We start from the raw sequence: 22549 nt of genomic DNA, 5'->3' as shown, positions 1-22549 counted from the left end.
GGTGTCAGGCGATGCGCCTGCGGAGCACGAGCACGCCGGCTCCGAGGAGCAGGAGCAGGAACGCGATGCCCGCCGGGACCGTCTGCGAGCCGGCTCCGGTGTACGCGAGCTCCGGCTGCGCCGCCGGCGCAGCAGCGGCGGTCGTCCCCGTCGAGGACGCCACGGTCGACCGGGAGGCGCTGGTCGCCGTGACCGCGCCGGCCGCGGTGACCTCCGTGCTCGCGACCGGGACGGTGGTCGCCTCCGGCACCGAGGTGCCGGGGGTCGTCCCGCCCGTCGTGTCACCGGGCGTCACGCCCGGGTCCGTACCGGGGTCGGTCCCCGGGACCGTGCCGGGGTCGTTCCCCGGGTCCGTACCGGGGTCGTTCCCCGGGTCCGTACCGGGGTCGGTCCCCGGGTCCGTGCCGGGGTCGGTGCCCGGGTCCGTACCGGGGTCGGTGCCCGGGTCCGTACCCGGGTCGGTGCCCGGGGTCGTGGTGCTGGTGCCGTCACCGACGATGCCGATGCCGTTCCCGCCGACGGTGATCGGCACGCTGATCACGGGGATCACCTGCGTCCCGCCGAGCAGACCGCCGTCACCGGAGGTCGTGCCACCCGCGACCGGGGTCGAACCCGAACCCGAGCCGGTGCCGGTCGTGCCGGTGCCGGTGCTGGTGCCGTCACCGACGACGCCGATGCCGTTCCCACCGACGGTCACCGGGATCGCGACCACCGGGGCGACCTGCGTCCCGGAGCCCACGCCGTCGTCACCCGACGTCGTGCCACCCGCGACCGGGGTCGAACCCGAACCCCCGCCGGTGCCGGTCGTGCCGGTGCCGGTGCTGGTGCCGTCATCGACGACGCCGATGCCGTTCCCGCCGATCGTGATCGGCAGGTCGACGATCGGTGACACCTGCGTGCCACCGAGCACAGCGTCGTCACCGGACGTCGTGCCACCCGCTACCGGGGTCGAACCCGAACCCGAACCCGGGGCAGCGGTCGGCGCCGTCCCCGTCGCGGAGCCGTCACCGAGCACCCCGATGCCGTTGCCGCCGACGGTCACGGGGACGGACACGACCGGGGCGACCTGCGTCCCGGACGCGATGCCGTCCGAACCGGACGTCACCGGCTCGGCTGCCGGTTCCGGGACCGCCGGGCTGCTCGTCGCCGCGGCCGGAGCGGACGCCGGAGCGGCTTCCGCGTCACCCGCGACACCGACGGCGTTGCCGGTGACCGACACCGGAGCGGTGACGTCACCGACGACCTGCGTCCCCGACGCGACAGCGTCCGAGCCGGTCGTCGTCGGAGCAGGAGCAGGAGCCGGGGCGGGCGCAGGAGCCGCAGCGGGCGCCGGAGCGGTCGCCACGGCGTCGCCCCCCACGGCGACCGCGTTGCCGGTCGCCTGCACCGGTGCCGTCACGACGGGCGCGACCTGGGTACCGGACGCGATGCCGTCGTCACCCGAGGTGGCCGGGGCAGGGGCAGGAGCCGGAGCCGGAGCAGCCGGAGCGGGAGCCGGAGCCGAGCCGGTCGTGGACACGGCGTCGCCGAGCACCCCGAGGGCGTTCCCGGAGACGGACACCGGGGCACTGATCGACGGTGCCACCTGGGTGCCGGACAGGAGGCCGTCGTCACCGGAGGTCGTGGCGGCGTTCGCCACCGCGGTCCCCCCGAGCGTCAGGCCGCCGACGAAGAGGGTGAACCAGAGCCCTCTCGAGACGTACTTGTTCATGGTCGTTCGTTCCTCACTGATCGAGATCTGTCCTCCGACCGCGATCGCGGTCGGGTGGTGCATGCCTGCCGTGCTGGACAGGCGCACCGATCTCAGTCAGGAGCGACGTCGTGGTCGCCGACGACGGACGCGGGGACCACGTCGTCGGCGAGGCTGCCGCGTGACCCCACGGCGAGGGAGAACCGGACACCGGAGGTGCCGTCGAGCCCGACGGGCGCGGCGCCCGCGGAGCCGGAGGTGGCACCGCCCGCGGCACCGGAGACGCCCGGGCCGGACGGGAGGCCTTCGTGGCCGTCGCCGTCCGCCGGGACGAGCAGCGCCGCCCCGCCGACGGTCGCCGCGGCCGGCACCGGAGCGGCCGGGGCGGCAGCACCGACGACGGTGGCGACCGCCACGTGCTCGGTGGCCGGAGCGCCGTCGCGTGCGACGTCACCCGGTGGTGTCGGGACACCGGCCACCGTCGGTGGGCCGCTGGCGCCGTCCACGGCGACGGCGGAGGCTGGGGTGGGCGCGTCGTGCCGGACGCGCACCGGCTGCTCGTCCGTGCCGCCCACCGGGGTCGGCGCGGTCCCGGGGACGGGCGCCGTGCCTCCCGGCAGGAGGGGCGGCAGCGGGGCCGGCGTGACGGGGAGCGGCAGGACCGGCGTCACCGGGAGCGGCAGGACCGGGAGCGCGTCCTCGACGGGCGGGAGGACCTGCTCGACCGTGCCGGGCAGCGATCCGACGGTCGTCCCGACACGGTCGACCACGTCGTCGACCGCTCCGGTGACCGGCGCGGTGACGGTGCCGACGGTGTCGTCACCGAGCAGGTCGCGGGTCACCGGGAGGGCGCCGACCACGCTGTCGACCGTGTCGACGACGCCCGTGACGGGCCGTGCTCCCGTGACCGTCTGCACCGTCTCGGTGACGGGGCGGAGGGCGCCGGTGAGGGTGTCGGTGAGCGGCCGGGAGGCACTGCTCGCCACGTCCTCACCACCGGCGGTCGTCGGCGTGGCCGGGATCGCGGCGGTGCCGGTCGGCGGCGTCGGCGACGCCTGCGGCGTGGTCGGGGCCTGCTGGGCCGCCGGCGTCTGCTGTGCGGTCGTCGTCTGCTGGGTGGTCGGCGTCTGCGTGCTGGTGTGCTGCGCGATCGCCGTCGCCGGGGCCGTCGGTGCGGTGTGCTGCGCGACCGGGGGTGCCGGCGGGGCGGGACGCGCCGGGGCGGGAGCCGCGGCGGCAGGAGCCGGAGCGACGGGAGCCGGAGCAGCGGGGGCGGGAGCTGCGGGAGCCGGAGCCGCTGGCACCGGGGCAGCGGCGGGCGGTGCGACGGCCTGCCGCACGGGGGCGACCGCACTGTCGACGGCCTGCGTCGCTCCCTGCACGGTGTCGCCGACGTCCTGGACCAGCCCGCTGACCAGCCCGCGCTGCTGCGGAGCCCCCTCGGCTGCTGCGGCCGGACGGGCACCGAGGAGCAGCGAGAGCAGCACGAGCGCAGCGGCGACCCCGACGCCCACGAGGGCGGTCCGGAGCAGCGCGCGCCAGGGGTCGCGCAACGGCTGGTCCATGCGCTCACCTCCTGATCTCGGCTGCGCACGTAGAGTGGTTGACCGGCACTGTACGCCGATCGATCCCGGACCGGAACCGGTCACGGAAGAAATTCTCAGGAAAGGCCGCACGTGGTCTCGATCTTCTCCGCCCCGACGCGCAACCTCGACATCGTGACGCTGCACGAGATCCTGCGGCTCCGACAGGACGTGTTCGTCGTCGAGCAGGAGTGCGCCTACCCGGACATCGACGGCCGCGACCTCGAGCCGGGCACGGTGCAGTTCTGGGCAGGACAGGGCTCGGTGGACGCCACGCTCCGGCTGCTCCGCGAGGACGACGGCACCGAGCGCATCGGCCGCGTCGCCACCGCCCGGCACGCGCGGTCGCAGGGGCTCGGGGCGCAGCTCATGGAGGCGGCGATCGCCGAGTCCCGCTCGTCGTCGATCGCGATCAACGCGCAGGCGCACCTCGAGCAGTGGTACGGCCGGTTCGGCTTCGTGCGGTCCGGCGACGACTTCCTCGAGGACGCGATCCCGCACGTCCCGATGACGCGCACCCGCTAGGCGACCTGCCGTCCGCGTCCCGGGTCGGTGCGACGTCGTCGGCCCGGGTCAGGCGCGCCAGCGGCGGAGCTCGTCGAACGACCGCCCCTGGTGCGCGCGGTCCGCGACGAGCCGCTCGAACACGATGTTCGTCTGTGTCGTCGCGACGGCGGGGTCCCCGCTCAGCTCGTCGGCGACGAAGTCCCGCAGCTGCTCCGTCGACGTGCAGGCGATGTGCACGAGGAAGTCCTTGTCGCCGGCGAGGAACGCCACGTCCTGCACGACGGGCACCCGGAGCAGGCGCTTCGCGAAGTCGCGCAGTTCGTGCCGGGCCGCGGCGTGCACCCGGACGGACACCATCGCCTCGATCGCGAACCCGAGCTTCGCGACGTCGACGTCGGCCCGGTAGCCGCGGATCACCCCGGCGTCCTCGAGCGCGCGCACCCGCGTCAGGCACGTGGACGGCGCGACCCCGACCGCGGCGGCCAGCCGGTTGTTCGGCATCCGGGCGTCGCCGGCGAGGGTCCAGAGGATGCGCTCGTCGACCTCGTCGAGGCGCGGTGCGGGATCGGGGCGACGGACGGTTCGGTCGGACACGCCCCGACGTTACCGCTGGTCGACCCCCGCGCTACATCGCCAGCGTCATCCCGACCACGGCGACCGTCATCGCGAAGACCTCACCGCTGCGGACGGCTCGACGGTCCTCGCGCGCCCACTCGTACCGGAGCAGCCACCCGCTGAACGCGCAGTAGCCGATCACACCGGCTCCGAGGACCGCGGAGAGCGCGATCCCGTGTCCGGCGTGCCCGTCGGACAGCCCGGTCGCGTGCCCCATCAGGAGCATGCCGGCCATCACGACCGACGACAGCGCCCGGTGCACGTCCATCGGCTCCGCCCGACGCCCGTCCGGCCGACGGCGCCGCAGCACGGGCAGCGGCGCGAGGAGCAGCAGCGTCGCCGCGGCCAGCAGCGTCCACGAGGCGCCCGCCTGCACGACGGGGAGCACCATCGCCACGAGCATCACCGCGGCGGGGACGATCACACCCGGTCGGGGCCGGTAGCGGTCCCCCACGATGCAGCAGACCGACGCGAACTGCGGCACGACGAGCATCGCGTCGGCGACGGTCTCGTGCACGGCGGTCACGGCGAGCGGCGTCCGGGTCGGTCCGGTCGGTCAGTCCTGGGCGCGCGCAGCGGCCTTGTCGGCACGCTCCTGCTTCACGCGGGCGTTCTCGGCGTGCACCTCGGCCTGCGTCGCACGCTCACGCACGAGCCACTCGGGCATCTCCTGCAGGAGGGCCTTGACCTCGGCGGTGGTCAGGGGCTCCTCGACCCCGGCGCGCACCAGGCCGGAGATCGACACGCCGAGCTTCTGTGCGACGACCGGACGCGGGTGCGGCCCTTCGCGACGGAGTTCCTCGAGCCACGCCGGCGGCTGCGTGCGGAGCTCGTCGAAGGCGGTCCGGGTGACCGGCGCCGCGCGGAACGACTCCGGGGCTGCCGCCAGCAGGATGCCGAGCTTCTTCGCAGCCGTCTCGGGCTTCATCGTCTGTTCCTGCGCCATGCGTACCAGGGTACGGCCCCTACACTCGGTTGCATGACCGCGGCCCTCACCATCGCCTTCGTCCCGGGGGTCTCCCCCGCGAAGTGGGTCCGGGTCTGGCGGGAACGCTTCCCGGACGCCGAGCTCGGCCTGCTGCCGATCGGACCGACCGAGGTCGACGACGCGCTCACCGGCGAGGCCGACATGGCCTTCGCCCGGATGCCCGTCGGCGCCCACCTCAACGCCATCCCGCTCTGGACCGAGACGGCCGTCGTCGCGATGCCGAAGGACGCGTCCCTCGCCTCCTCCGACGTGGTGACCGAGGCCGACCTGGCCGACGTGCACGTCGTCGACGCCGGGCCCGTGCCGGAGGACGTGTCCGCCGCCCTCGACCTGGTCGAGGCGAACGTCGGGGTCGTCGTGCTCCCCCAGTCCCTCTTCCGCGCGGCCAGCCGCAAGGACCTGGTGGCGAAGCCCCTCGACGGCGCAGCGGGCACCCGGATCGCCCTCGTCTGGCGCGACGCGGACGCCTCCGACACCACCGAGGAGTTCATCGGTGTCGTGCGCGGTCGCACCGCCAACAGCTCGCGGAACGCCGCCGACCGACCGGGAGGCACGACGAACGCCGACGACGCCGGCTCGCGCGGCACGCGGGACGGCTCCGGAGCCGGTCGCGGCAGCACCGCCCGCGCCGGTGGTGGCAAGGCCACCGCGAAGCAGGCCGCCGGCGGCAAGGCGGGCGGCAAGGGCGCGCGCAAGCCGCGCGGGACCGGACGACCGGGCACCCAGCGACTCGGCAACGGCAAGCCGAAACGCGGGTCCAAGGGCAACCGGTGACGGACACGCGGCTCGTCCCGATGCCGGCCACGCGCCTCCCGGCCTGGCTGGACCGCACGATGGCGGAGTACGTCGGATCGCGCATGCGGGCCGGTGAGACCCGCGAGCAGGCCGAGGCGAACAAGCAGCGGTCGCTCGACCAGTGGTTCCCGGACGGGGCACCCCTGCCCGACCACTTCGTCTGGGACCTGGTCGACGACGCGGACGCCGTCGTGGGGTACCTCTGGATCGGACCGTTCTCGTCGGGCAGCACCGAGTGGTGGGTGTTCGACGTCGAGGTCGACGAGCCGTTCCGTCGCCGCGGTCACGCCCGACGGGCGCTCGAGGCCGGGCAGCGGGTCGCCCGTGAGCACGGCGCCACGAGCATCGGGCTCAACGTGTTCGGGTACAACACGGGCGCGCAGGACCTGTACGCCGCGCTCGGCTACCGCGTCACCGCGACGCAGATGCAGCTCCCGCTCGACTGATCGCGGCCTGTCAGGCCCAGACGCCGGACGTGCCGCGTCGGTGACTGCCGACCAGGTGCGTGTCGACGATGCCGAGTGCCTCCATCAGGGCGTGCATCGTCGTGGGCCCGACGAACGCGAACCCGCGCTTCCGCAGGGCCGTCGACAGCGCCACGGACGCCTCGCTCGTCGTCGGGACCTCGGCGATCGTCCGCGGCGCCGGTGTCGCGTCCGGCCGGAAGGACCACACGAGGTCGGCGAGCCCACCGTCGGCGCGCAGGGCGATCGTCGCGTTCGCGTTCGTGATCGTCGCGCGGATCTTCGCCCGGTTCCGGACGATGCCGGCGTCCGCCATCAGGCGCTCGACGTCGTCGTCCCCGAAGACCGCGACCACGTCCGGGTCGAAGTCCGCGAAGGCCGCGCGGAACGCCGGGCGCTTGGCCAGGATCGTGCGCCAGGACAGCCCGGACTGGAACGCCTCGAGCGACAACCGCTCGAACACCCCGTGCTCGTCGCGGACCGGCATGCCCCACTCGGTGTCGTAGTACTCGCGGAGCATCGGGTCGGTCGCGGCCCAGACCGGGCGCGCGAGGCCGTCCTCTCCGGTCACCAGGCCGTCGGGGATCATCGTCGGGTCGTCGCTCACGCGTCCATCCTGGCCGACCGCACCGACGACCCCGGGGTCACCGGTCGGTGCCGTCGCCCGTCATCGCGGCCTGGTCCATCCAGACGTACTCCCACCGGTGGCCGTCCGGGTCGGTGAAGCTGCGCTGGTACATGAAGCCGAGGTCGGTCTCCGGGCGGTCCTCGTTCCCGCCGCTCATGACGGCGGCGTCGACGATGCGGTGCACCTCGTCCTTCGAGGCTGCGCTCAGCGAGTTGATCACCTCGACCGTCCCGGGGGCGGCGATCGTCCCGTCGGTGAACTCCTGGAACTTCGCATGCGTGAGGAGCATCACGTACACGGTGCTGCTCACGACGATGCACGCGGCGGTCTCGTCGGTGAACTCCGGGTTCACCGTGTAGCCGAGCGCCTCGTAGAAGCCGACTGCCCGGTCCAGGTCGGTGACCGGCAGGTTGATGAACACCATCTGCTCCACGGTGGTTCCCTTCGTCGAGCACCAACCTGGCGCAGCCGCCCGTCGAGCGCAACCGTTCCTCTCTGCAACCAACTGGAACGTCATACTCTGGTCACATGGAGCGGGCCTACGTCGACGAGTCCGAGCCCGGCGGTGGGCTCGATCACACCAGCTACGTCCTCGCGGCGGTGGTGGTCGTTCAGTGCCGAGCCGAGACTGCGCGTGCGGCGGTCCGGTCAGCCAAGCCCTCCCGCATGCGGAAGCTGCACTGGTACGAGGCGCTCCGGACACAGCGCATCTCCTGGCTGGACCTGCTCGCCGTCGCGGCAGCGGTCTTGGTCGTTCGCTACGACGGTGCCCCTGCGCGAGCGGAGCGGCGACGTCGGTCGTGCTTGGAGCGCCTCGTGTGGGAGCTCGAGGTCCGCGGGGTGCAGCACGTCGTGCTCGAGTCGCGAGGAGCCTCCTGTGATGCTGCCGATCGGTCGATGTTCGATGCGCTCCGTCGACGAGGCGTCGGTCGATCGGTCCGGTACGAGCACGTCCGAGGGACGGACGAGCCCCTTGTCGCCCTCGCAGACCTGGCCTGCGGCGCGTACGCGTCCGGGATGCACGAGGAGATCGGCGCAGAGATCGTCGTCGTGCGCTGAAGCAACTCGTCGTGCGATGGAGCGAACCGACGTGTCGTGACACCGGGGCCCCGAGGCCCGGACAGCGCGAAGCCCCGGGCCCGCGCTGGCTGCAGGCGTATCCGGGGCTCACTTCCGGTCGAGCAACACGCGACCGACATGTCAATGCTAGGAACGATGACCGACGACGTCAACCGCCCCGTGCCTCCTGGCCGCCCGGTGTTTCCCAGAACGCTCGAAGTGGGAAGCGAGAACGGGCGTACCAGGTCGGATCGACCGACCAGGTACGCCCGTTCGTGCCGGGTACGCCCGTTCGTGTCAGGCGGGCCGTGCAGCCGCGCAGCCGCGCGCAGCGGGGTCAGACCCGCTCGCGCCCCTCGCCTGCGGCGCGCTGGTCGGCCTCGGCCTCGGCCTGCCCGACGATGTCCTCGGCAGGCACCGGGTTCAGCCGGTCCCACAGGAAGAAGAGCAGCCCGCCGACGAGCAGCGACAGCCCGACCCACAGGTTGATGTGGATGCCGCCGGTCTTCTCGGGGTCGGTGTCCCAGTGGACGATGCCGACGATGGTGGTGATCACGCCGTAGAGCACGAACAGGCCGCCGAGGATGCGGCGCAGGTCGAGTCGGCGGGTGGAGCGGACGAGCGCCGCCTGCTCCTCGGTGAGCTTCGTGGTGTCCTCACGCATGGGAGTACTCCTTCGGGTCCGGGCCTAGAGGAACGGCAGGTAGAGGGCGACGCACAGCACGAGCGCGACGGTGCCGAGCAGCGCGGGCGAGCGGTACCAGGCGGTGTCCGTCGCGACGGCACCGGCGGTCATGTCGATCTTGCCGACGCCGTACACCAGGCCGCCGAGCTCCGACACGTCCTTCGGCTTCGTGGCGAGCGAGACGAGCACGCCGACGACGAGCACCGTGACGAACGAGATGATCGCGCCGTACATCGTCTCCGCCGTCGCCGTCGAGAACAGCGACGGGTCCACGAGGTACGCGATCCAGGTGATCGTCGGCGTCACGATGCCGAGCACGTAGCCCCAGAGCGCGCCCTGGGTGGTCATCCGCTTCCACAGCAGTCCGAGGATGAAGACGCCGAAGAGCGGTGCGTTGAAGAACGAGAACAGCGTCTGCATGTAGGTCATGATGTTGCCGGCCTGCGCGGCGAGGAACGCCGTGCCGATGCCGACGACCACGCCGACGACCGTGACCCAGCGACCGGTCTTCAGGTAGTGCAGGTCGGGCATGTTCGGCTTGATGTACCGCTGCCAGATGTCGTACGTGAAGACGGTGTTGAAGGACGAGACGTTCGCCGCCATGCCCGCCATGAACGAGGCGAGCAGACCCGTCACCGCGATGCCGAGCACGCCGGTCGGCAGGTACATCTGGATGAGCTTCGGGATCGCGTCGTTGTAGGTCAGCTCCCCCGAGGCGAACTGGTTGCCCACGACGGCCGCGGCGATGAGCCCCGGCACGACGACGATGAACGGGATGAAGAGCTTCGGGATCGCCGCGATGAGCGGGGTCCGGCGGGCTGCCGACATGTTCTTCGCCGAGAACGCGCGCTGCACCTCGGTGAAGTTCGTCGTCCAGTAGCCGAAGGAGAGCACGAAGCCGAGGCCGAGCACGATGGCGAGCCAGTTCGCCCCGATCGGGTTCGTGACGTCGCCGATGCCGGTACCCGTCCAGGCCTGCAGGTGCTGCACGCCCTGGGTCTGCTTGATGGCCTCGGTGAGACCGCCCCACCCGCCGACACGGTGCAGGCCGACGATCGTCAGCGGCACGAGGCCCGCGATGATCACGAAGAACTGCATGACCTCGTTGTAGATCGCGCTGCTCAGGCCACCGAGGGTGATGTAGGCGAGCACGAACGCGGCGGACACCAGGATCGCGAGCCACTCCGGCCAGCCGAGCATCGCCTCGATGACGATCGCCATGGCGTAGAGGTTGATGCCGGCGATGAGCACGTTCGACACCGCGAACGCGATCGAGTTCACCAGGTGCGGCGCCTTGCCGAAGCGGCGGAGCATGAACTCCGGCACCGACCGGACCTTGGACCCGTAGTAGAAGGGCATCATCACGAGCCCGAGGAACACCATCGCGGGCACGGCACCGATGAGGTAGTAGTGCAGCGTCGCCATGCCGATCTGCGCGCCGTTCGCGGCCATGCCGAGGATCTCGGTCGCGCCGAGGTTCGCGGACACGAACGCCAGGCCCGTGATCCAGGCCGGCATCGAGCGGCCGGACAGGAAGAAGTCCATGCTCGTCCGCACCTGCTTGCGGGCGGTGAACCCGATGCCGATGACCACCGCGAAGTACACGATGATCATCAAGTAGTCGACCCAGCCCAGTTCGAGCCGGATCCCGTTGGTCGCCGCAGCGAGAACCATGCGATCTCCACATCAGTGTGTTGCAGTCGGCAACTGCGCCGACCCGAGCGGGAACGTTACACCGCGATGTGACCGTTCACATAGCTCGCGCATCCGTCGCCGTCGCTGCAGCCCCGCCGCTCGGTAGGCTCTCCCCATGAGCGAGCCGGTCACCGACACCACGACACGCCCCCGGCGGATCCTCGTCCTGAACGGGCCGAACCTCGACATCCTCGGGCGTCGCGACCCGGCACAGTACGGCACCGTGACGCTCGCCGAGCTCGAGGCGATCGTGCACACCGAGGCGGCGGTCCACGAGCTCGAGGCGGACTTCCGGCAGACCAACCGCGAGGGGGAGCTCGTCGGGTGGCTGCACGAGGCGCTCGACGACTTCGTCGCGGTGGTCATCAACCCCGCCGCCTACGCGCACACCTCGGTCGCGCTGCACGACGCGGTCGAGGCACTGAGCGTCCCGGTCGTCGAGGTGCACCTCTCGAACACGTGGAAGCGCGAGCCGTTCCGGCACGTCGACCACGTCGCGACGGCGGCGACCGCGGTCATCGCCGGTGCGGGCGCCGACGGCTACCGCCTGGCGGTCGCCCACGTCGCGTCACTGGTGGCCGACCCGACCGACTGACGGCCTGGAGGCGCGGCACCTGCCCGCCACGCGCCTCCCGTCCGCCCCGCGTCCAGACGTGCCGTCCGTCCCGTCGGTCCCGTCCCGTCCCGTCCCGGTGAGGTTCCGAACGGGCGATGTACGTCACGGTCGCGATCGACCGTGACGTACATCGCCCCCTCGGCGGACGACGCGCGGCGTGTCGTGCCCGCTCGGCGGCGCGACCGGCGGCGCGTCGTGCGACCGCGAGCGGCGGGCGGGCGGCGACTAGAAGTCGGCGGGACGGCGGACGTCGTCGGCGCCGACGGCGGCGAACCCTCCGCGGACGATCGGCAGCGCGCGCCGGACCGCCTGGTCGATGCGCAGCTCGAGGTCGACGCTGGCGATGTCGTACCCGCCCTCGCGCTTGGTGAAGTCGCGCTCGTTCCCGAACACGCCGAGCGGCAGGGTCGTCGACTGGAAGAAGCCGAACAGCGGCCGCATCTGGTGCTCGACGAGCAGTGCGTGCCGGTCACTGCCGCCCGTGGCGGTCAGGAGCACCGGGGTGTCGACGAGGTCGTACTGCCCCACCCAGTCGAAGAAGAGCTTGAAGGCACCGGAGTAGGCGGCCCGGAACGCCGGGCTGCCGACGACGAGCACGTCCGCTGCCTCGACGGTCTCGAGCGCTCGCCGGGTGCGGTCCGACATCGCCTCGCGGGAGGGCGCGGCACCGAGGTCCGCGAGCAGGGGTCCGATCTCGACCTGTGCGGTCCGGGCGTCCGGCAGGTCCTCCGCCATGCGCGCCACGGTCGCCCCGACCAGGGTCGAGGTGCGCGAGGGGTCCGATGGGCTGCCGCTGACGCCGACGACGAGTGCTCCGTCCATGCGGTCGATGCTCACACGTCGTCCGAGGGCCCGTCCGGGTGTGACGACTTGTGTCGCCCACCAGCACGCGCGGGTACCGTCCGGGTGATGCAGACGTTCCTGCCGTACGCCGACTTCCGCGCCTCGGCCGAGGTCCTCGACGACAAGCGACTCGGCAAGCAGCGCGTCGAGACCCTGCAGGTGATGCGGGCGTTGACCCTGCCGGACTACGGCTGGCAGCACCACCCCGTCGTCGCCATGTGGCGCGGGTACCGCCCGGCGCTGATGGCCTACCAGGACGCGACGTGCCGGGTGTGGCTCGAGCGCGGGCACGCCGACACCTGCCTGGAGAAGACCCTGGCCGACCTCGGGCTGGTCCCCGAGGACCTGGTCGCGTACGAGCGCGGCGACTTCGCGGTGCCCGCGTGGAACACCGACCCGGCGGTGCACGCCTCGCACCGGTCGAAGCTCGTGCAGAAGGCGCCGGAGCACTACCGACCGTTGTTCCCCGACGTGCCCGACGACCTGGACTACGTCTGGCCGGGCGTCCCCGAGCCGCCGGCACGCTGACACGCTCACCCCCGGGCACGACGACCGGGCGGCCGCCGCTCGACGGCGGGACGGCAGCTGCGCGGCCGTTCGACGCCACCGCGACCCGTCGTGGACTGACAGGGGGTGCGGCGCCGGTCAGGGTCCGGCGCCGCGTCCACGACGGGCGCGGCGGCCGCTCGGGCACGACGACAGGGGATGTCGTGTCCGGCGCCGGACGCGGTCAGGGGTGCTGCGTCCGGTCATGAGCACCGCGGGCCCCGGGGGGGGGGACGGGACCGCGCGGTGCTGGCCTCGGGTGGTGGGTTCCTCAGAGGTGTTCGGTGTCTCCTCGGTACCGGTCCGTCTCGCTGGGGGCGGGCATGGCCCGACGGAGTGCCGCGGTGCCGACCGTCGGGAGCAGGGCACTCACGACGGTGGCGAGTGCCCCCACGGTCGCGATGGCGCCGAGCGGGGCGGTGCCGAGGTCGTGCTGCGCGGCGAGTGCGATGGCGACCACGGTCGCGGGTGCCGGCAGGAGCTGGACCGCACGGAAGGGGACCTCCTGTCGGTCCCGGGTGGTGATCGCGTTCGCCATGGCTCCATGGTGACGGACGATCGCTGTCCGCAGAAGGGGGGACATCACCCCCAACTATGGAGTAGAACGTCTAGTACACTCAGCTCAGGCGCCGAACCGCGGCGACCGACTCGGCGACCGCCTGCACCACGACGGCCACGTCCTCGTCCGTGAGCCCGTCGTCGAACGTCAGTCGCAGGGCCGTGCGCGCGGTGTCCTCCGACAGCCCGAGGGCGGTGAGGACGTGTGAGGCCTCGGTGCTCCCCGCGGCACAGGCGCTCCCGGAGGAGGTCACGACGTCGCGCTCCTCGAGTTCGAGCAGCACGGTCTCGCCGTTGACCGCCGGCGGACCACCCGGCACCGCCGGGAAGCAGAACGACGCGTGCCCCGGGAGCCGACCCGCCCCGCCCACCGCCGACCCGACCGGCGCCGCCCCGGTCAGCACGGCACCGGGCACCGACGCCAGCACGCCCTCGACCACGGCGTCCCGGGTCACGGTCGCACGGGCGGCAGCGGCGCCCCGGGCCCCCTCGACGAGCGACACCGCGGTGGCGAGGGCGACCGCTCCGGCGACGTCCTCGGTCCCCGACCGTCTCCCCCGCTCCTGTCCCCCGCCGTGCAGCAGCGGCTCGAGCGGTACCCCACCCCGGACCGCGAGTGCGCCGGTGCCCTTCGGTGCGCCGAGCTTGTGCCCGGAGAACGACAGCGCGTCGACGCCGAGCCGGTCGAGCCCGAGGGGCAGCCACGGAGCGCTCTGCACGGCGTCGGTGTGGAACCGGGCCCCGACGCGGTGCGCGACCGCCGCGAGGGCCGGGAGGTCCTGCACGGTGCCGACCTCGTTGTCGGCGTGTGCCACCGAGACGAGCGTGGTGTCCGGACGGACGACCCGCGCGAGCGCCTCGGGCGTCACGGTCCCGTCGCGTTCGACCGGCACGAGCGTGACGGTGAACCCGTGGTGGCGCTCCAGGTACCGGCAGCTCTCGAGCACCGCCTCGTGCTCGATCGCGCTCGTGACGACGTGCCGGCCGCGGGGTGCCGCGAGCGCGATGCCCTTGACCGCGGTGTTCGCACCCTCGGTGCCGCCGGTGGTGAGGACGACCTCGCCCGGACGGCACCCGAGGAACCGGGCGATCGTCGCCCGGGCGTCGGCGAGTCCCCGGGCGGCCGCCTCGCCCACCCCGTGCGTGGACGACGGGTTGCCGAAGACGCCGGTGAGGTACGGCCACATCGCCTCGAGCACCTCACGGCGGACCGGGGTGGTCGCGGCGCGGTCGAGGTAGAACACCGGGTCAGCCGCCGGTCACGTCGACGTCGAGCCCGAGGTCGAGCGCCCGCGCCGAGTGGGTGAGTGCGCCGACGGAGACGACGTCGACCCCGGTGCGCGCGATGGCGCCCACCGTGTCGAGCGAGACTCCGCCGGAGGCCTCGACGAGCGCACGGCCCGCGACCAGCCGCACGCCCTCGACGAGCTGCTCCGGCGTGAAGTTGTCGAGCATGATCGTGTCGACACCGGCCGCGACCACGGGTTCGACCTGGTCGAGCCGGTCGACCTCGACCTCCAGGTGGACCGTGTGCCCGAGCCGACCACGGGCTCCGCGGACGGCGTCGCCGATCGCGGTGCCGCCGGCGAGCAGCACGGCCAGGTGGTTGTCCTTGGCGAGGACGGCGTCGGACAGCGAGTTCCGGTGGTTGTGGCCACCGCCGCAGCGCACGGCGTACCGCTCGACGGCCCGGAGTCCCGGAGTGGTCTTGCGGGTGTCGGCGATCCGTGCGCCCGTCCCCGAGACGGCCGCGACGTACCGCGCGGTGACGGTCGCGATGCCGGACATCCGCTGCACCAGGTTGAGCCCGACCCGCTCGGCGCGCAGGACCGAGCGCGCAGGGCCGTGCACCGTGGCGAGGACCTGTCCGGCGTCGAAGGGCTCGCCGTCGGCCAGGTGCAGCTCCGTGCGCACCGTGGGGTCGACGGCGTGCATCACGGCGGCGAACACCGCGCCGCCGGACAGCACGCCGGGTTCGCGGGCGGCCAGGGTCGCGGTCGCGCGGGCGTCGACGGGGATGAGCGTCTCGCTCGTGACGTCACCCCACGGAGCGTCCTCCTCGAGCGCCGTCTCGATCACGCGACGCAGGGCGTGCGGCGGGATCGTCCCGGGGTCGGCTGCGGTGGTGGTGGTCATGCGGGGACTCCCTGCTGGACGGGCGCGGTGCTGCTGGACTGCGCGGTGCTGCTGGACTGCGCGGTGCTGCTGGACTGCGCGGTACTGCTGGTCGGGACGGAGGCCGGGGCGCTGCCGCGCCGGACGGCGCGGACCCACCCGCTCGACACCGGCGCGGAGGGATCGGTCTCCGGGTGGTCGGTGCGCGCGTGCGACCCGCGCGACTCGGTCCGGGAAGCCGCCGCGAGCGCGGTGACCCGCGCCAGGTCGAGCAGGGCGCGGTCCTCGTGGTCCCGCACGGTGCGCGCCACCGGCGACCGGAGCGCAGCGAGCGCGCGACGTGCGGCGGCGAGTCCGTCCGCGTCCCGGAGCAGGCCGACCCGCTCCGTCATCTCGGTCTGGACCGCCTGCCGGAGGTCGGCGGCACGGTCCGGGTGGGCGGCGCCTCCAGGCCGTCCGCTGCGGTCCGTCCCGTGCGGCGTCGATCCCGGCACCCCTCCGTCCGGCCGGGAGGCACGGTGCGGCTCCGCCTCCGTGCCCACCTGGTCGTCGGGGACGGTGCGCACGGGCAGGGCCGCGTCGCCGCGCAGGCGCAGCTGCGCGGGTCGTGGGGCACCGATCGCGTCGGCGGTCCGCACGCCGAAGACGAGCCCCTCGAGCAGGGAGTTCGACGCGAGTCGGTTCGCGCCGTGGACGCCGGTGCAGGCGGCCTCGCCGACGGCGAGCAGTCCGGGGAGGCTGGTGCGCCCCTCGCTGTCGGTGGCGATCCCGCCCATCGCGTAGTGCGCCGCCGGGGCGACCGGCACGCCCTCCCGCGTCCAGTCGAAGCCGGCCGCGCGGGTCGCGCGGGTGAGGCCGGGGAAGCGTGCGACGAGCCGGTCCGCGCCGAGCCCCGTGGCGTCGAGGAGCACGGGGGCGCCGCCCTGGTCGCGGACGGCGGCCGCGATGCCGCGGGCGACCACGTCGCGCGGCGCCAGCTCGGCGTCCGGGTGCACGGCGCTCATGAAGCGTCGTCCGGCGGCGTCGCGCAGGACGGCACCCTCGCCGCGGACCGCCTCGGAGACGAGCCCACCGTCGGGCACGGCCAGCCGGGTCGGGTGGAACTGGACGAACTCCAGGTCGGCGAGGACGGCCCCCGCCCGCCAGGCCGCTGCGACACCGTCGCCGGTCGCGACCAGCGGGTTGGTCGTCTCGCGGTACAGGTGGCCGGCGCCCCCGGAGGCGAGCACGACCGTGTCCGCCTCGATGCGTCGGGGCTCGCCGAGCAGGTCGAGCACGTCCACACCGACCACCGCTCCGTCCCGGACGACCAGGTCGGTGAGGCAGGTGCGCTCCAGGACCGTGACGTGCTGCCGGTGCAGGGCGGCGACGAGCGTGCGCTCGACCGCGGCGCCCGTGGCGTCGCCGTCGGCGTGCAGGACGCGCCAGCGACCGTGCGCGGCCTCGCGCCCGCGTGCCAGGTCGTCGCCGTGGCGGTCGAGGGACGCGGGGTCCGACGTCCGGTCGAACGGGACGCCCAGCGCGAGCAGGTCCCGCACCCGGGCGGGCCCGTCGGCGCAGAGCAGCGCGACGGCGCGCGCATCGGCCCCACCGACGGCCGCGACGTGGGTGTCGTGCTCGTGCAGCGCGACGGCGTCGTCGGCGCCGAGCGCGACGGCGATCCCGCCCTGGGCAGCGGCGGTGGCGCCGTCGGCGAGCCCGCCCTTCGTCACCAGGGTGACGTCGTGGCGGGCGCTGGCGCGGATCGCGGCGGTGAGCCCGGCGATGCCGGACCCGACGATGACGACGTGCACGGTGCGGTCCCCGGTGTCCTCGCGCGGGGCCGTCAGCCGCGGGGCTTCGCGGCAAGCATGCGCTCGAGCGCGACCCGGGCGTCGGCCTGCACGTCGGCGGGCACCGTGATCTCGTTGAGGACCTCGCCGCGGACGAGTGCCTCGAGCACCCAGGCGAGGTAGCCCGGGTGGATCCGGTACATCGTCGAGCAGGGGCAGACGACGGGGTCGAGGCAGGTGATCCGGTGCTGCGGGTACTCGGCCGCGAGCCGGTTCACCATGTTGATCTCGGTCCCGATCGCGAACGAGGTCGGTTCGGTGGCGGCGGCGACGGTCCGGCGGATGAGGTCGGTGCTGCCCGCAGCGTCCGCGGCATCGACGACGGCCATCGGGCACTCGGGGTGCACGATGACCTGCACACCGGGGTCCTCCCGACGGGCCTGGTCGATCTGCTCGACCGTGAACCGGCGGTGCACCGAGCAGAACCCGTGCCAGAGGACCACCTGCGCGTCGAGCAGGGTCTGTGCGTCGTTGCCGCCGAGCGCCTTCCGCGGGTTCCACATGGGCATGCGGTCGGTGCTGATCCCCATGGCCTTCGCGGTGTTCCGACCGAGGTGCTGGTCGGGGAAGAACAGCACGCGCTGCCCCCGCTCGAACGCCCACTCGAGCACGGTCGCCGCGTTCGACGACGTGCAGACGATCCCACCGTTCCGGCCGCAGAAGGCCTTGAGGTCGGCGGCGGAGTTCATGTACGTGACGGGGATCACCGGCACGCGCCCGTCGGCGTCGGGCTCGGTGCCGTACACGGCGGCGAGCTCGGCCCAGGCCGCCTCGACGCTGTCGATGTCGGCCATGTCCGCCATCGAGCACCCGGCGGCGAGGTTCGGCAGGACCACACGCTGGTCGTCACGGGCGAGGATGTCCGCCGTCTCCGCCATGAAGTGGACGCCGCAGAACACGATGGCCTCGGCGTCGGGCCGGGTCAGGGCGGCGTTGGCGAGCTGGAACGAGTCGCCGAGGAAGTCCGCGTGCCGGACGACCTCGTCGCGCTGGTAGAAGTGGCCGAGCACGACGACCCGGTCCCCCAGCGTCGCCTTCGCCCGCTCGATGCGCTCGTGGAGTTCCGCGTCGCTCGCGGTCCGGTACTCGTCGGGGAGCTGCCCCTGCCGCGGTGCGGAGGTCGGGATGACGTCGGACATCGACGAGCCGGGGCCGTAGCCCGGGCGGCTGTCGAAGTCCCAGGTCGGCGCGGCGAGGTCGGGGGTGCAGGTGCTGCCGTCGGCCTTGCCGTTGGAGATGAGCTCGATCGTGGTGGCGATGGACACTGTGGTTCCTATCGGTTCTGCGGGTGGTGCTGCCGGGGGTGGGCGGGCTGCAGCGGGCCGTTGTCCGCGTAGGCCAGGTCGGGGTTCGAGCGGTACAGCCGAGCCGGGCGGTGCCGGTCACCGCTCGTGGTCTCGTCCGTCGCGATGACGGCGTCGGACTGCGCGACCTGTCGACGGAAGTTCGCGGGGTCGAGCGTCCGCCCGAGCACGGCCTCGTACACCCCGCGCAGCTCGGCGAGGGTGAACCGGTCCCCGAGGAACGCCTGCGCGATCCGCGAGTACGACACCTTGTTGCGGAGCCGCCAGAGGGCGTAGGCGACGATGTGGTCGTGGTCGAACGCGAGTGCGGGGTGCTCGTCGGCCAGGAACCAGCGGACGTTCCAGTCGTCGGGGACGGACTCGGCCTCGTCGGGGTGGACGAGCGCCCAGTAGACGATCGACACCACGCGGCTCGGCGAACGGTCGACGTCGCCGAACGCGTACAGCTGCTCGAGGTACCGCGGCTGCACGTTCGTCGTCTCGCGCAGGCGCGCCGCGGCGGAGTCCTCGAGCCCCTCGTCCGGGCCGACCCAGCCACCGGGCAGCGCCCACGACCCCTCGAACGGATCGGCGACGCGGCGCACGAGCGGCATCCACAGCGCCGGGGCACCGGTGTCGGGGTGCGGGCGCAGGGCGACGATCACGGTGGAGACCGCGACGCGGATGCTGGTGGGAGGTGTTTGTGTCATGATGACTCGAAGTGTTCGGGTTGTGATGACACTATCAGGCGGTTCACGGAACCGGAACAGTGCCGTAACGTGCCGGGTCCCCGACGTGCCTACATTGGCGCCATGACGACGGTGACGAGGGTGCACGCCGTGGTGTCCGGCTCGGTGCAGGGGGTCGGCTTCCGGTACTGGACCGCACGCAAGGCAGACGGGCTCGAACTCGACGGGTACGCCAGGAACCTGTTCGACGGGACCGTCGAGGTCGAGGCCGAGGGGCCGTCCGAGGCGGTCGAGGCGCTCATGGCGTTCCTCCGCACCGGTCCGCCGACCGCCACGGTCACCGACGTCGCCCGACGCAGCGTGGTCCCGCACGGCGACGGCGACGGGTTCGCGATCCTGCGCTGACCGCGCTCGGGGTGGACCTGTTCACGAGGACGACACACGGAAGCGGAATACTCGGATCCGTTCAGGCGGTTGCCCTGTCTGCGCGATCCGCGCGCCCTCGTCCTCTCCGCCGTACTCCCCCGTCACTCCCCAGGAGCCCCGCATGACCCAGGCCGTCGATTCCGCCCCGCGCACCGGGAGCGTCTCGCAGCCCTCCGCCGGCGAGACCAGACTCGTGATCGGGCTGCTGCTCGTCTCCGCGTTCGTCGTCATCCTCAACGAGACGATCATGGGCGTCGCGCTCCCCCGGCTCATGGAGGACCTCGACATCTCGGCGGCCACCGGGCAGTGGCTCACCACGGGCTTCCTGCTCACCATGGCGGTGGTGATCCCGATCACCGGGTTCCTGCTCCAGCGCTTCAGCACGCGCCAGGTCTTCATCGCGGCGATGGCGCTGTTCAGTCTCGGCACGCTCGTCGCCCTCGCGGCACCCGGCTTCCCCGTGCTGCTCGTCGGCCGCATCGTGCAGGCCAGCGGCACCGCGATCATGATGCCGCTGCTCATGACGACCGTCCTCAACCTGGTCGAGCCCGCGCACCGCGGCCGCATCATGGGCAACATCTCGATCGTCATCTCGGTGGCGCCCGCCGTCGGCCCGACCATCTCGGGCCTGATCCTCAACGCGTTGTCGTGGCGCTGGCTCTTCGGGTTCGTGCTGCCGATCGCCGTCGCCGCGCTCGTGCTCGGCGTGCTCAAGGTCCGCAACGTGACCACGCCCCGCCGCGCGCCGCTCGACGTCCTGTCGGTCGTGGTCTCCGCCGTGGCGTTCGGCGGGATCGTCTTCGGGCTGTCCAGCTTCGGCGAGGCCGGGTCGACCGGGCCGCTCGTCCCCGTCCTCGCCCTGGTCGTCGGCTTCGCGGCACTGGCGTTCTTCGTCGTCCGGCAGACCCGCCTGCAGCGCACCGACAGCGCCCTGCTCGATCTCCGGACCTTCCGCACGAAGGGCTTCACGGTCCCGATCGTCGCGATGGGCATCAGCTTCATGGCGATGTTCGGCACGCTGATCCTGCTGCCGATCTACCTCGAGCGCGTCCTCGGGCTCGAGGTGCTGACCGTCGGGCTCCTGCTCCTGCCCGGCGGCCTGATCATGGGGCTGCTCTCGCCCCTCGTCGGCCGCATCTACGACCGCCGCGGCCCCCGCGTACTCCTCGTGCCCGGGTCGATCATCATCAGTGCCGTGCTCTGGGCACTCTCCACGGTCGGGGTCGACACCAGCGTGTGGTTCGTCCTCGGCGCCCACGTCGTGCTGAGCATCGGCCTCGCGCTCACCTTCACCCCGCTCTTCACCGCCGCGCTCGGTGGCCTGCCGCCGAAGCTGTACTCGCACGGCAGCGCGGTGCTCGGGACGACGCAGCAGCTCGCAGGTGCCGCGGGGACAGCGCTCTTCGTCACGCTCCTGACGATCGGTGCGGCCTCGGCGGGGGCCGACGCGGACGCCGCCGGGGTCGCCGCCGCGACCGCCTCGGGCGTGCAGACCGCGTTCCTGGTGGGCGGCGTCATCTCCCTCGTCGGCATCCTCACCTCGGCGTTCGTCCGCCGCCCGGCGACGCCCGAGGGCGCACCCGCCGGCGCCCCCGCGATGCACTGACCCGGAACACCACCGGACCGGGCCGGCGGTCCCCGGTGCCACGTCGACGACGGCGTGGCATCGTGGGCGGCATGCGGTCGACGGCGCGCGAGGTCAACTGGTCCGGTACGGTCACCTACTCGGCCGAACGGGTCGAACGGCCGCGCACCCTGGAGGAGGCCGCCGAGGTCGTCGCCCGGTCGCAGCGGGTGCACGGGCTCGGCACCCGCCACTCGTTCAACGACGTGGCGGACACCCACGGGGTGCTGCTCGACCTGACGGGGCTCCCCGAGGACCTCGTCGTCGACGCCGCCGCCGGCACAGCCTCGATGGGTGCCGGTACCCGCTACGGGGTGGTGGCGCCGGAACTCGACGCCGCGGGGGTCGCCCTGCACAACACCGGCTCGCTGCCGCACATCTCGATCGGCGGTGCGATCGCCACCGCGACGCACGGGTCGGGCACGACGCTCGGGTCGCTGAGCACCGCCGTGCGGTCGTTCGAGCTCCTCGGGCCGGACGGTGCCGTGCGGACGGTCCGTCGCGGCGAGGACGACTTCGACGGGGCCGTGCTGCACCTCGGGCTGCTCGGCATCGTGACGCGCGTCGAGGTGGACGTCGAACCGTCCTACCGGATGCGCCAGGACGCGTACGGGCCCGTCCCGTGGGACCGGTTCGTCGCGCACGTGGCCGACGTGCACGCCGCGGCCTACTCGGTGTGCTCCTACACGGTGTTCGGGGACGAGGTCGGCGAGGTGCTGCTGAAGTCCCGCGTGCCGGACGGCGCCGACGACGTCGACGTCCCGGAGGCCCTGCTCGGCGCACCGCGGCTGCCGGGACGCCCGGCCGACGGACACGTCACCGCTCGCGACGGCACCGTGGGCCCGTGGTGGGACCGGCTGCCGCACTTCCCGATCGACGCGGTGCCGAGCGTCGGGTCCGAGGTGCAGAGCGAGCACTTCGTCCCGCTGCGGCACGCTGCCGCCGCACTGGAGGCCCTCCGCGGGCTCGCCGACCGGATCCAGCCACACCTGCACGTGTGCGAGCTCCGCACGATGGCCGCCGACCCGTCCTGGCTCAGCCCGACGCAGGGCGAGGACGTCCTCTGCATCGCGTTCACCTGGCGGAAGCACCCCGAGGCGGTCGCGGCGCTGCTGCCGGACCTCGAAGCACGGCTCGCGCCGTTCGACGGCCGGCCGCACTGGGGCAAGACGAGCTCGCTCGACGCCGACGCGGTCGAGGCCCTCTGGCCGCGCCTGCCGGACTTCCGCAGGCTGGTGGCGGCGGCCGACCCGGAGCGGCGGTTCGCGTCCGTGTTCGGTGAGCGGGTGCTGCGGACCTGAGCCGCGC

25 protein-coding genes are annotated in these 22549 nt (G+C 73.2%); 9 read left to right on the top strand and 16 right to left on the bottom strand.

All coding sequences use genetic code 11. From position 1 onward, the window contains the following. Positions 1-4: 4 nt before the first annotated feature. Positions 5-1774 carry a hypothetical protein gene (locus tag Q9R28_RS11155; protein WP_311206103.1) on the bottom strand — a complete coding sequence of 590 codons (1770 nt, stop codon included), beginning with the start codon at positions 1772-1774 and terminating at the stop codon, positions 5-7. Between the two features lie 29 nt (positions 1775-1803). Continuing rightward, positions 1804-3255 carry a hypothetical protein gene (locus tag Q9R28_RS11150; RefSeq protein WP_311206102.1) on the bottom strand — a complete coding sequence of 484 codons (1452 nt, stop codon included), beginning with the start codon at positions 3253-3255 and terminating at the stop codon, positions 1804-1806. A 111-nt stretch (positions 3256-3366) separates the two neighbouring features. On the opposite strand from Q9R28_RS11150, the gene Q9R28_RS11145 reads away from it, so the two are divergent. Beyond that, positions 3367-3798, top strand: a complete 432-nt coding sequence (locus Q9R28_RS11145; RefSeq protein ID WP_126892230.1) for a GNAT family N-acetyltransferase — start codon at positions 3367-3369, stop codon at positions 3796-3798. Positions 3799-3846: 48 nt separating this feature from the next. Here Q9R28_RS11145 and Q9R28_RS11140 read toward each other — a convergent pair whose 3' ends face one another. Genes Q9R28_RS11140 through Q9R28_RS11130 form a run of 3 tightly spaced genes read right to left on the bottom strand, consistent with a single transcriptional unit; the run spans position 3847 to position 5341 of the window. After that, positions 3847-4374 (bottom strand): Lrp/AsnC family transcriptional regulator, encoded by a 528-nt coding sequence (locus Q9R28_RS11140; RefSeq protein WP_066655337.1) that lies wholly within the window; start codon positions 4372-4374, stop codon positions 3847-3849. Between the two features lie 31 nt (positions 4375-4405). Continuing rightward, on the bottom strand, positions 4406-4921 hold the full coding sequence (locus Q9R28_RS11135; RefSeq protein ID WP_066655339.1) for a hypothetical protein: 516 nt from the start codon (positions 4919-4921) through the stop codon (positions 4406-4408). A gap of 30 nt (positions 4922-4951) precedes the next feature. After that, the gene (locus tag Q9R28_RS11130) at positions 4952-5341 is read right to left on the bottom strand and encodes a DUF5997 family protein (protein WP_311206101.1); all 390 of its coding nucleotides are present in this window, start codon (positions 5339-5341) and stop codon (positions 4952-4954) included. A 33-nt stretch (positions 5342-5374) separates the two neighbouring features. Between Q9R28_RS11130 and Q9R28_RS11125 the strand changes: the two genes are divergently transcribed. Continuing rightward, positions 5375-6157 carry a LysR family transcriptional regulator substrate-binding protein gene (locus tag Q9R28_RS11125; RefSeq protein ID WP_209685023.1) on the top strand — a complete coding sequence of 261 codons (783 nt, stop codon included), beginning with the start codon at positions 5375-5377 and terminating at the stop codon, positions 6155-6157. Beyond that, positions 6154-6624, top strand: a complete 471-nt coding sequence (locus Q9R28_RS11120) for an N-acetyltransferase (RefSeq protein WP_066655347.1) — start codon at positions 6154-6156, stop codon at positions 6622-6624. Before Q9R28_RS11125 ends, Q9R28_RS11120 begins: the two co-directional genes overlap by 4 nt. 10 nt (positions 6625-6634) lie before the next feature. Here the strand turns inward: Q9R28_RS11120 and Q9R28_RS11115 are convergent, their stop codons facing one another. Beyond that, positions 6635-7231, bottom strand: coding sequence for a DNA-3-methyladenine glycosylase I (locus Q9R28_RS11115; protein ID WP_311206194.1), 597 nt, complete (start codon positions 7229-7231; stop codon positions 6635-6637). 55 nt (positions 7232-7286) lie between these two features. Then, positions 7287-7694, bottom strand: coding sequence for a VOC family protein (locus Q9R28_RS11110; RefSeq protein ID WP_245172227.1), 408 nt, complete (start codon positions 7692-7694; stop codon positions 7287-7289). Positions 7695-7798: 104 nt separating this feature from the next. On the opposite strand from Q9R28_RS11110, the gene Q9R28_RS11105 reads away from it, so the two are divergent. Further along, positions 7799-8329 carry a DUF3800 domain-containing protein gene (locus Q9R28_RS11105; protein WP_251159600.1) on the top strand — a complete coding sequence of 177 codons (531 nt, stop codon included), beginning with the start codon at positions 7799-7801 and terminating at the stop codon, positions 8327-8329. Positions 8330-8666: 337 nt separating this feature from the next. Here the strand turns inward: Q9R28_RS11105 and Q9R28_RS11100 are convergent, their stop codons facing one another. After that, positions 8667-8993: a hypothetical protein gene (locus Q9R28_RS11100; RefSeq protein WP_194074877.1), complete on the bottom strand. Its 327-nt coding sequence runs from the start codon at positions 8991-8993 to the stop codon at positions 8667-8669. 24 nt (positions 8994-9017) lie between these two features. Next, positions 9018-10688: a sodium:solute symporter family protein gene (locus Q9R28_RS11095; RefSeq protein WP_251154589.1), complete on the bottom strand. Its 1671-nt coding sequence runs from the start codon at positions 10686-10688 to the stop codon at positions 9018-9020. 136 nt (positions 10689-10824) lie between these two features. Here Q9R28_RS11095 and aroQ point away from each other — a divergent pair, with 136 nt between their 5' ends. After that, positions 10825-11304 carry a type II 3-dehydroquinate dehydratase gene (aroQ, locus tag Q9R28_RS11090; protein WP_311206100.1) on the top strand — a complete coding sequence of 160 codons (480 nt, stop codon included), beginning with the start codon at positions 10825-10827 and terminating at the stop codon, positions 11302-11304. 246 nt (positions 11305-11550) lie between these two features. Here the strand turns inward: aroQ and Q9R28_RS11085 are convergent, their stop codons facing one another. Further along, positions 11551-12147 (bottom strand): NAD(P)H-dependent oxidoreductase, encoded by a 597-nt coding sequence (locus Q9R28_RS11085; RefSeq protein ID WP_209685020.1) that lies wholly within the window; start codon positions 12145-12147, stop codon positions 11551-11553. 87 nt (positions 12148-12234) lie between these two features. On the opposite strand from Q9R28_RS11085, the gene Q9R28_RS11080 reads away from it, so the two are divergent. Continuing rightward, positions 12235-12696: an MSMEG_6728 family protein gene (locus Q9R28_RS11080; RefSeq protein WP_209685019.1), complete on the top strand. Its 462-nt coding sequence runs from the start codon at positions 12235-12237 to the stop codon at positions 12694-12696. Between the two features lie 289 nt (positions 12697-12985). Here Q9R28_RS11080 and Q9R28_RS11075 read toward each other — a convergent pair whose 3' ends face one another. From Q9R28_RS11075 to Q9R28_RS11050, 6 genes are all read right to left on the bottom strand, one after another. Further along, positions 12986-13252 (bottom strand): hypothetical protein, encoded by a 267-nt coding sequence (locus tag Q9R28_RS11075; RefSeq protein WP_066655361.1) that lies wholly within the window; start codon positions 13250-13252, stop codon positions 12986-12988. Positions 13253-13331: 79 nt separating this feature from the next. Then, positions 13332-14516: a cysteine desulfurase family protein gene (locus tag Q9R28_RS11070; RefSeq protein ID WP_311206099.1), complete on the bottom strand. Its 1185-nt coding sequence runs from the start codon at positions 14514-14516 to the stop codon at positions 13332-13334. A gap of 4 nt (positions 14517-14520) precedes the next feature. Beyond that, positions 14521-15408, bottom strand: a complete 888-nt coding sequence (nadC, locus tag Q9R28_RS11065) for a carboxylating nicotinate-nucleotide diphosphorylase (protein ID WP_311206098.1) — start codon at positions 15406-15408, stop codon at positions 14521-14523. After that, a complete protein-coding gene (locus Q9R28_RS11060) occupies positions 15405-17180 on the bottom strand; it encodes an FAD-binding protein (RefSeq protein WP_311206097.1) in 1776 nt (591 codons plus the stop codon). Before Q9R28_RS11060 ends, nadC begins: the two co-directional genes overlap by 4 nt. 32 nt (positions 17181-17212) lie before the next feature. Continuing rightward, the gene (nadA, locus tag Q9R28_RS11055; RefSeq protein WP_066655365.1) at positions 17213-18484 is read right to left on the bottom strand and encodes a quinolinate synthase NadA; all 1272 of its coding nucleotides are present in this window, start codon (positions 18482-18484) and stop codon (positions 17213-17215) included. Between the two features lie 8 nt (positions 18485-18492). Continuing rightward, the gene (locus Q9R28_RS11050) at positions 18493-19212 is read right to left on the bottom strand and encodes an NrtR DNA-binding winged helix domain-containing protein (RefSeq protein ID WP_311206096.1); all 720 of its coding nucleotides are present in this window, start codon (positions 19210-19212) and stop codon (positions 18493-18495) included. Between the two features lie 102 nt (positions 19213-19314). On the opposite strand from Q9R28_RS11050, the gene Q9R28_RS11045 reads away from it, so the two are divergent. The 3 genes from Q9R28_RS11045 (at position 19315) to Q9R28_RS11035 (ending at position 22542) form a co-directional block, all read left to right on the top strand. Next, positions 19315-19596 (top strand): acylphosphatase, encoded by a 282-nt coding sequence (locus Q9R28_RS11045; protein ID WP_066655367.1) that lies wholly within the window; start codon positions 19315-19317, stop codon positions 19594-19596. A gap of 142 nt (positions 19597-19738) precedes the next feature. After that, a complete protein-coding gene (locus tag Q9R28_RS11040) occupies positions 19739-21223 on the top strand; it encodes an MDR family MFS transporter (RefSeq protein WP_311206095.1) in 1485 nt (494 codons plus the stop codon). 71 nt (positions 21224-21294) lie between these two features. Then, positions 21295-22542, top strand: a complete 1248-nt coding sequence (locus tag Q9R28_RS11035) for a D-arabinono-1,4-lactone oxidase (RefSeq protein ID WP_311206094.1) — start codon at positions 21295-21297, stop codon at positions 22540-22542. Positions 22543-22549 lie beyond the last annotated feature (7 nt).

Source organism: Curtobacterium sp. BRD11, from assembly GCF_031844345.1.
Lineage (GTDB): Bacteria > Actinomycetota > Actinomycetes > Actinomycetales > Microbacteriaceae > Curtobacterium.
This window is presented reverse-complemented; position numbering and strand designations above follow the sequence as displayed.